Below are 8,523 nucleotides of genomic sequence, written 5' to 3' on the forward strand. Positions count from 1 at the left end.
ACGCGCTCTTCACCGCGGTCCTCGGGTGGCTCGGCGCGGTGCTCGTGTACCTGCTCCTCGAACAGATCATCAACCGCATGTTGGCGGCCGATCTCGCGGTCGGGCAGTCCATCTGTTTTCTCATGCCGGACACTAACTCGCGGCCTCATCGGGCGCGACGATAGGAGCGCTCCGGTGCAGCGTCTTGTTGGTCCTTCAGGACCTGACTATCACTTACGATCGTTCAAACGAGCCTTTGCTCCGGCTGCGAATGAAGCGACTACTTCCCTAACCCCACCAATCGCTGCCGTTGCTTTATCAAGCACATCTCCCGTCGGGCCTATAATGCGGACTAAAAATGCTGGACGCCCTTTAGCGTCTCATTCAGTTGCGCAAGCTCTGCCTGGTACCGTGCCGGATGAATGGTGCTGCCAGCCGTCCAGCGGATCATATCAAGGGCGCGCTGCTCCACCGTGCCGCAAGTCTCAGTCCTCAGTTGCACCAGCCTGGCCTGGGATTCGCCTAAGAACCACTCATCGTCTGTGAAGCGATAACGCACATACTCGCTAAGCCGCCCCGCCCCAAGAGCCCTGTTCTTATCTCGCAACAGTTGAATTTTGGCTATGATGGCCTTTTCTAGGCAGGTCACGAGGGCATCAATGGCGATGTGCGCCTCTGATGCCCATTCCTTGTATGCCTGGGTCTGGATAAACCCGTCCAGCAGTCCCATGAATCGGCTTGCCTGCGCCTGGGCAAGCACGGGAAGGACCGACCCCCATACCAGCGCACCGGCCGGGCCGAACACCAGAAGCCCAATACCCGTTCCAGATACCCGCCTGCCACCGCCAAGCTGGCGCGAGTGCTGCCGTCGAGCACAACTTGTTCCACCGCCTGCGTGCCGCTGACCTTGCCGACGTTATATTTCATCAGGTTACGGACGGCGCTCACGACCAAGGCAAACACCGGCACTGCGGGGCTCAACACATCGGCGCCTGCTGCCATAGAGCTTTCGGTCACATGGCTGATCAGCTCGTTGCTGCAGCCTTCGACGAAGAACACCTTGTCGGCCCATTCGGTTGGGATCTTGTCCGCCAACTCTGAATTGGCGAGCACCGGGTAGCGGTAATTTTCGCCGAAATGGTCTTTGAGCCCACCAATGTCATCCAGACACTTGACCTGAAACTTCTCGCCATCGACCAGCAAATCCCAACCTGGCTCGTTGGAGGTTGCCGGAAACTCGACCTGATGTCCCTTTGCGACGAGCTCGGCGGCCACGAACTGCTCGGCGGCGTACCCCTTCACATTGCTGATCGCGCCGGTGATGCGGGCGGAGACAGCTCCTGAATCCTGCGAGCGAAGTCTGCAAAGGCCAGAGGGTTGTCCAGCACATCCACGCGTGCAAAGTCGGCGGCTTTGATGACAGTAGGTCAATGGCAGCGGCTGAATACACAATATCACCCAGGGTGAGCGCAGCCACCGCCGCCGTCGCGCGCGCTTCGCCGTCGCCTGGGAAGAGCAGCCGCGCCAGGCGATTATTTTGTGGTGCTTCTGCCATCAGTTTGATGACGCCAGCATCAAGGCGTGGCCCAGGTTTGCCGACGACGGGCTGGAGCGCATGCCATTCGTCCCGATAGCGCTTGGCGGTCTCGTCATCGAGATTGCCAACGGGCCCTAGCGCCTTGGCTCGCGAGAAGCTATTCAAAGTGACTGCGATTCTATCGCGGTTAGTGACGCTGAGGCCCCGTAACGCCAGCAGCGCCAACACTCGCAAGGCCGAAAACCCTGCCATGCTCACACCGCCGCCGAACGCCACCAGTCCGCCGCTGGTGAGCAGCATGTTGCGGATCGCCGTATCGTTGAAATCCGTTGCTTCAATCTTATCCAGAAGGCACTTCTGATCCGCTTCGCTCATGCCCTCAAGGCGTGCGCGTATCTCGGCGATTAGATAGATTTTCCTGAGCAGTCGCGTCCATCTGGACGGCACCGTCCTTGAGTGCTGTGGCTAGCAAATTGTCCAGCACCGGCAGGACGACATCTGTGAGAGTGAAGCAGCGTTGCTTTTCCTCTATCCAACCCCAACGCTGTAGGAGGTCTTTCCCGTCTTGGATGAGGCTAGGTGGATTGCTGCAGCGGCAAGCTCGGTGGCGAGTACATCCGCACCGCGCATCGACACAGTCAGGCGTGCCCGTAGGTCGAATGCCTCGCGCAGATAGATCCACAGAATCAACCGAAGGTCGTTGTCTGTCAGCTGCCGATCCGCCTCCCAAGACTCCTTCCGCGTCGTTACGCTTGCGGTTTCCTTTTGTACGCTGGCATTGCCCAACCACTTCTGGAAGGCATCGACATCCAGCCTTCCGAGATGCGTGCGCGCCCAGTCCCAAGCCTTTGAATAATACTGTTGAAGCCGCTGGGACAGCGTACTGTCCTCGAACAGCGCTAGGCAGGCAGCCAGCAGCTTTCGATCTGCTGACCCTAGCCCCACGATGATGTCTGATGGCTGCACATCTTGGCGAACAGCCACCAGTTGATTGTTCTGGTCAGTCATTGCTCAGTGCTCCTAGTCTAGAATGAGGAAGGTTTCAATGAGATCGATTGCGAAAAGCATATTTGAGGCCCAACGGCTGCGCATCACCCGCCGCGAGCGCGAGAGCAAGCAATCGGGTCGAGCTGACAGGATTGCGCCCGTCAGCTCGACCCGATCGCGTGCTTGCCGGGCGGTATGTCAAGCGCTGCGGAATTTGGACAGGCGGGCGAAGAGGATCGCGCCGAAGGGCAGGGCGAGGCCAAGCAGGATCTGCACGATGAGCAGGGTCCCGAGCTGACTGTAGTCGGCGTGCACTTGGAGGGCGCCGGTCGCGGGGTCACGGACCTCGCGGGTGACAATGAAGATCTGGTTCAAGTACTTGGTGCCGAGCTGGTTCAGCGAGAGCGCGAGGTTGGTGAAGGAGGCCATCACCGCGAAATAGGTGGCCTTGAGGTTGGGGGGCGCGGAGCTCGCGATCCAGGCCAGCATCGGGATCATCGCGATCTGACCGAGCGGCGATTCGAGCGCGGTGTCGACCAGCGCGATGAAGCGCGCGTCCACCACCCCGCCAGTATGTGCGGCGGTCCACTCGTGCAGGCCGTGGTACATCCCGAGGATGGGCAACGCCAGCACAAAGCCAACAAGGGTCAGGAAGCCGACCACATAGGCGATCGAGCGCTCGGCTATGAAGCGGCGGAAGATGAACATCCCGACCAGCGTGAGCGCGCTTGCGATTAGCGATAGCACTGAGAGGAAATGTTGATCGAAGTTGAGCTCATCGATCATCCACCAGGTGACGCCCGGGCCCGGAGTGGGCGTAGCCCGGAAGGCGAAGATGACGATGGCAGTACCGATGAGTGTCGCCCGTGCCTCGGGAGTGAGCTCGCGCGTCAGCCGCTCGATGAGAAAGGCGACGATGGCGAAGGAGCCTATAAACACGATCTCCTCGTTGTAGGGCAGATTGCCGAGACCCACGGCGAGTGTGAACACCACGAACAGCAGGCTACCGCCGAGGATCCACCAGTTGGGTTTGGTCGCATCCACGTGCTCCAGGATCAGCGACTGCACTTCGGCGCGGCTCTTGCCCGCGCGGAGCAGCCGGCGCCGGTCGCGCGCCTTGAGGAGCGAGGCGCTCACCACACCCAGCACCGAGATCGCGGGGATGCTCAGGGCCATCAGGTAGACGTCGCGGTAAATGCGCGCAATGTCTGCTTGCGGGAGCTTCTCCACGCCGGTGAAGAGGTAAAGGTTGATGAGCGCCACCAGCGTGCTGCCGCCGATAATGGCCACGCGCCCGAGCGTCTGCATGGTGGTGTGCATGAGCTTGCGAGTGGCCGGATCGACGGGGCGACCGTCCTCATCGACGCGCGGCACCGCCTCTACGGTCATCGCGTCGGCGACCGCGTCCTGGATCACATAGCCGATCGGTGACAGCAGCGCGCTCACCACGAACCATACCTCCGCCGGCATGATGGCGGTCATAGCCTCGCGCTCGCCGATAAGGAACACCATGATGAGCAGGCCCACCGTGATGAGGCTCGCGCCCAGATAGACAAGCAGGCTCTTCCAACGCCAGATGAGATCGACCAGATGCCCCAGCGGCATCTTGAGCACCCAGGGGATCCCCGCCCAGAAGCCCAGCGCGGCGAGGAAGGCGGCGGAGAGGCCCAAGTAATCCTTGACGAAGAAGGTGCCGACGATGCCGGTCAGGCCAGAGATCCCAGCCCCCATGTAGACCATGAGCGGCGGCAGATAGGACAGCCGCATTTCGCGGCCGAGCTCAAGAATGTTGCGATCGATCCAGCGATAAGCGGGAGTGATCATCTTGGGTTTCTATTCGCTGCGCGCTTCTATTCGCTGCGCGCAAGGCGGTAACCGTAATACCAATGGTTCGTGGTCTTGCCGATGTTTCTGACGGTGTGGCTCGTGCCGGCCGGTATCAAAACCTCTTCGCCTGGCTGAGGGTGGAGCGTTCGCCTCCGAAATGACACCTCGATCTCCCCATCGATTAGCATCACGATCTCATCAGCGTCGTGGACGAAGTCGGCCCAGACCCGCCCGGGCGGGTCCGTCCAGATGGCACAGCTAAACCCACGCCCCGCCCATTGTTTCGCAACGTTTGTCTGCTGCATTGCCCCTCCGTCTACCGGACGCGCTTCACTATACAACCCGTATTCTAGCGCGATTGCCGCCTCGCGCGTTGGCAGCCGATCTCGCGGTCGGGCAGCCCATCTGTTTTCTCATGCCTCGGCACTTCCTCGCGGCCTTGTTCTTGACCTTGATGGCGAGCCTCCTCGGAGCCGTGCTCGGCGGCGTCCGCGCCGCCCGTATCGAGCCCTCGGACGGTTTGCGTGAGGTTTGATGGCGTTATAAGGAACGCGGCGCGAGGGGAGGGGCTCCGGACGCACGTTCTCGGAACCTGAGGACCGTCTCGTTGAATGCGTCGGACTGACCGAGGCGGTTCTTGATGAGTGCCACATACGTGGGTTCGACTTCGTAACTCAGGGACGAACGTCCGTACCGCATGACGGCAAGGGCCGTGGTGCCGGTCCCCGCGAAGGGATCAAGCACGGTGTCGCCGATGAACGAAAACATGCGGATGAGGCGCGTTGCGAGCTCAAGCGGGTACGGCGCGGGGTGGTCTTTCAGCGATGCCCCCCGGATGTCATCCCAGATGGAGCGGAACCATCGCACGTAGTCGTCGGTGGCGACGAAACTCCCTTCTTCCATCTCGGCCGACGGCGACCGGTAGCCGGCCTTCCGAAGAAAGATGATGTGCTCGATGTCATTCTTGACGATGCCGCCGGGCAGGTTCGGCTTTCCCAGGTAGCGCGTGGATCGTGAGGCCTCCAGCTTGATATTCGCGACTTTGTACCAGATGATCCCCTGCAGATGATCGAAGCCGAGGCGCTGTGCCCGGACGCGAATGTCTGCAGCCAGAGGCAGTACATAGTGGCGGCCGCCATTCGCCCGGGCCACGTTGACGCCCCCAACAACGCAGCAGATGCGGCCGCCCGGTACGAGCGCTCGGAAGCACTCCGCCCATACCTTGTCGAGTTCGCCCAGGAACTGGTCGTAGTCGACGATGTCGCCAAGCTGGCTCGGATTCCCCGGCGCGTAGGTCCTTGAGGTTCGCGTAGGGAGGCGATGTCCGGATGCTGCTGCCGACGGCCTTTATCGAGCATCTGAGGACTGAGGGCTATCATCCTCGGTCCAACAAGCATTCCCACGCGCTCGCGGCGGTCATCGTGGGTGATCTTCTCACACTCTGCGAGCCCGTGCGATCGAAGGCGGGCGCCGGCCGCCTGGTCTACGACCTGAACGTCAAGCTTCACTTCGGGACGTCGCTCTGGAACATCGATCTCGCGATGGGACCGCCAGCCGGCCCCGTGATCGTCCCCGAGGAGGGGATCGCCAAGGCGCCGCCATCGACGTTCCAGGTCGCGATCGAGATCAAGGGGGTGATGACCGAGCACCGCAAGGCGGTCAAGAACCGGAAGCGCGACTTGGGGGCCCACCACCAGCATGTCCACAACTACGGAAACCGGGCGATCGCCGGCGTCGTGATGGTCATCAACGCAGCTGCGAGGTTCCAGTCGCCGCTCGTACCGCATCGGGTGACGGTCCACCGGAACCCCTCGGCTCGTCACATGCAACTGCAGGCTTACGTCTCTGCCGCCAATCAATCTCCGGCTACTTGACCGACTATGCCTACGCGATGCTCGCGTAAACGCTGCGATATGTTGGCTTACGCTTATGCCGTTCCGCGACGGTTATCCTTGTTCTGCGTGTTCGGTTTCGTAGAATCGACTGAAATGTGTTTCGGACGGCACGGTGGGCTGCACGCCACTGTTCGATAGCCTGCAGATCTGCGGCGGTAGGTGTGCCAGCGCGCACGTTATCGCCAGCCCGATTCACTCGTGATTTCGATCCACCCGTCATAAGTCTTTCAGCTGGCGCCGAACGCATCAGCTAACCGACGCGCTGCTTCTTGGCGCGGGGGAGAAAGGAGCCAGGGTCGCGTTTGTCTGCTGGACATTGCCCGAAATATATCAGGATATCAGCCGATGCAGCCACCGCTCGCGCTATTGTTTCCTTCCATGTTCAATTCATCCACCTGGCTGTTGGCATCAACCATAATCTTGAAAGAGCAAAAGGGCCTCAAGCAGCTTGCGGGAACATCGAATAAAAGATCAACGGACCCACCCACCGGAATGGCGGGAGTGTCAAGGCTAAAACTTTTATCCCTAAATGTGACCGTCGTCTTTGAGGCGGGTGCTTTGTCGTTGCCCTGATTCTTCACTGTGACTCTCAGCTTTCTGCCCTGCTCTATTCTGCAAAACGCTGATCGGTAGTTTCCATAGGAGCTGAAAGGCACCAAATCGGGCGCCGTCTGCTTCTCCGCCACACTGACCGTCGGTCTGAGTCCCAGGATGGTAACTTTATGACTGCGTAAGGGTCCGCGATCGCCGTCCTTGTGACACAGGATTGAAGACAGCTTGTAGCGCAATGTTCCTGCGGGAATGGCAGGGCGTTTATCATTCCTCCACTCATCTACTACCCATATCCCGATCTCCTTTACGTCCCCATGATCGCAGGGATAATTCAAATGCCAACCTGTAAGCATCGGTATTGTGTATTCGAATGGTACCTTCTCAATGCCAAAGTCTTCGGTCTTCACACCTTTGAGCCCTCCCTGGCAAACGTTAAAGCCCGATCCTTGTAGAAGGACCGAGAAAGGAGGTTGCAACACCCCAACATCGTTGCCGCCTAATGCAGAAACCATTTCGCCAAATATGTAAAATCTTCTCTCAGCATTGGTGTTCCAACTCACGAAGCCCGAATTGGAATTGGCGAGACTGGTTGGCAATGTAGCGGGTACGTCTCCAGATGGCTTTTTATGTTTCTTGCCGTACTCAACAAAGGTTTCAATGTGATCTAAAATGTATGCTAGTTGAAGCAAGTTGTTGTCGCTGTCCCAACGGGGTGCAAATCCCCGTGGGAGAATGGCGACAGTCGCGCCTAGAGGGACATCAGGGGTTTGGAGAAAAGAAGTAAAAGATGAAAGAGCGGTATCTGATGAGGTGTTATTGGCGAAATAGAGGTTGTCGGAGCCACCCGTACCGGCTTTACAGAAGTCGTCCGCGTCGTAGTGGTTGACCAGCACATTAAGCGCTGCATCGTTCCAGGCGATGACCGTATAACCGTAACTCCAGTCATACCCTTCCTGGGAATCAATATCCCTCAAAAATCTCATATTCCATGTGAGCTTTCTGCCCTCAAGTCTGTTGTCCATAAGTCTGATCCTACCGATTAAGGTTACAGTCCCTATGACATTCTGGTCGTCGTCACCGAGGTAACGCGATGTCCAACCAGTAAGAAAGACTGACGCCTTGTTAGCGTATTCGGAAATATCTAGACTTTGCTCAGCCTTTATAAGTATTTGATCGTCTCGGATAGGATCATATATTGGCGTGTCGGAAGGACGTTGAGACAGGTCGGTAAGAGAAAGTGCCTCGAAATTGTCACAAAATTGAGGTGGGTGTGGGAAGCCTGTAAATGAGCATGAGACTAGGAAAGCCACGAGTAGTACTGCAAGAGAAGTCAATGAAGCCCGTCTCAAGAGTGAGTTATTTGTATCCATCTCATTGTCCTATACACTCAAGCAACGCTCGAACCGCCTTCCCGTTTGGGCCGTTGCCGGGAGGGTGTCGGATTGCCACGACGCGGCCAACACGGCGACCAAGACAACCTGTGAACGGCGCCCGCGCCTTTTGCCTTGGGCCAAAGGGAGTGCCATCAGATCCCGCTTGGCGCTTCCCCTACGACGCGGATTGCGAGCGATGCGGACGTAGACTGCCGTCGACATGCACTGCCCGCAGAACACCGCACCGCGAGTCACCAGGAAGGCTACCCCTGCGGCCAGGCCACCCAGCCGCTGCCGCGGTACCGCGGCGGGAGCGCACCAGGGTGAATCGCCTCCGCCAGGATCTCGAGGCTCTCCACGAGCCGCGGGCCAG

General features: G+C 59.1%; 10 protein-coding genes. 2 read left to right on the plus strand and 8 right to left on the minus strand.

All coding sequences use genetic code 11. From position 1 onward, the window contains the following. Positions 1-331: 331 nt before the first annotated feature. From M3461_23245 to M3461_23270, 6 genes are all read right to left on the minus strand, one after another. Complete coding sequence (locus tag M3461_23245) at positions 332-628, minus strand: hypothetical protein (GenBank protein ID MDQ3777057.1); 297 nt, start codon at positions 626-628, stop codon at positions 332-334. Then, complete coding sequence (locus tag M3461_23250; GenBank protein ID MDQ3777058.1) at positions 625-1,182, minus strand: hypothetical protein; 558 nt, start codon at positions 1,180-1,182, stop codon at positions 625-627. The genes M3461_23245 and M3461_23250 overlap by 4 nt, the downstream gene beginning before the upstream one ends. After that, the gene (locus tag M3461_23255; GenBank protein ID MDQ3777059.1) at positions 1,139-1,891 is read right to left on the minus strand and encodes a hypothetical protein; all 753 of its coding nucleotides are present in this window, start codon (positions 1,889-1,891) and stop codon (positions 1,139-1,141) included. The genes M3461_23250 and M3461_23255 overlap by 44 nt, the downstream gene beginning before the upstream one ends. 153 nt (positions 1,892-2,044) lie before the next feature. Continuing rightward, entirely contained in the window at positions 2,045-2,524 is a 480-nt protein-coding gene (locus tag M3461_23260) for a hypothetical protein (GenBank protein ID MDQ3777060.1), read from the minus strand. A 177-nt stretch (positions 2,525-2,701) separates the two neighbouring features. Further along, positions 2,702-4,327, minus strand: a complete 1,626-nt coding sequence (locus M3461_23265; GenBank protein MDQ3777061.1) for a hypothetical protein — start codon at positions 4,325-4,327, stop codon at positions 2,702-2,704. 26 nt (positions 4,328-4,353) lie between these two features. Next, positions 4,354-4,635, minus strand: coding sequence for a cupin domain-containing protein (locus M3461_23270; GenBank protein MDQ3777062.1), 282 nt, complete (start codon positions 4,633-4,635; stop codon positions 4,354-4,356). 68 nt (positions 4,636-4,703) lie between these two features. Here M3461_23270 and M3461_23275 point away from each other — a divergent pair, with 68 nt between their 5' ends. Next, positions 4,704-4,865, plus strand: a complete 162-nt coding sequence (locus M3461_23275) for a hypothetical protein (GenBank protein MDQ3777063.1) — start codon at positions 4,704-4,706, stop codon at positions 4,863-4,865. Positions 4,866-4,870: 5 nt separating this feature from the next. Here M3461_23275 and M3461_23280 read toward each other — a convergent pair whose 3' ends face one another. Continuing rightward, on the minus strand, positions 4,871-5,590 hold the full coding sequence (locus tag M3461_23280) for a site-specific DNA-methyltransferase (protein MDQ3777064.1): 720 nt from the start codon (positions 5,588-5,590) through the stop codon (positions 4,871-4,873). 68 nt (positions 5,591-5,658) lie between these two features. Here M3461_23280 and M3461_23285 point away from each other — a divergent pair, with 68 nt between their 5' ends. Next, positions 5,659-6,204, plus strand: a complete 546-nt coding sequence (locus tag M3461_23285) for a hypothetical protein (protein MDQ3777065.1) — start codon at positions 5,659-5,661, stop codon at positions 6,202-6,204. A gap of 359 nt (positions 6,205-6,563) precedes the next feature. Here the strand turns inward: M3461_23285 and M3461_23290 are convergent, their stop codons facing one another. Continuing rightward, complete coding sequence (locus M3461_23290) at positions 6,564-7,799, minus strand: hypothetical protein (protein MDQ3777066.1); 1,236 nt, start codon at positions 7,797-7,799, stop codon at positions 6,564-6,566. Positions 7,800-8,523 lie beyond the last annotated feature (724 nt).

Source organism: Pseudomonadota bacterium (assembly GCA_030860485.1).
Classification (GTDB): Bacteria; Pseudomonadota; Gammaproteobacteria; order JACCXJ01; family JACCXJ01; genus JACCXJ01.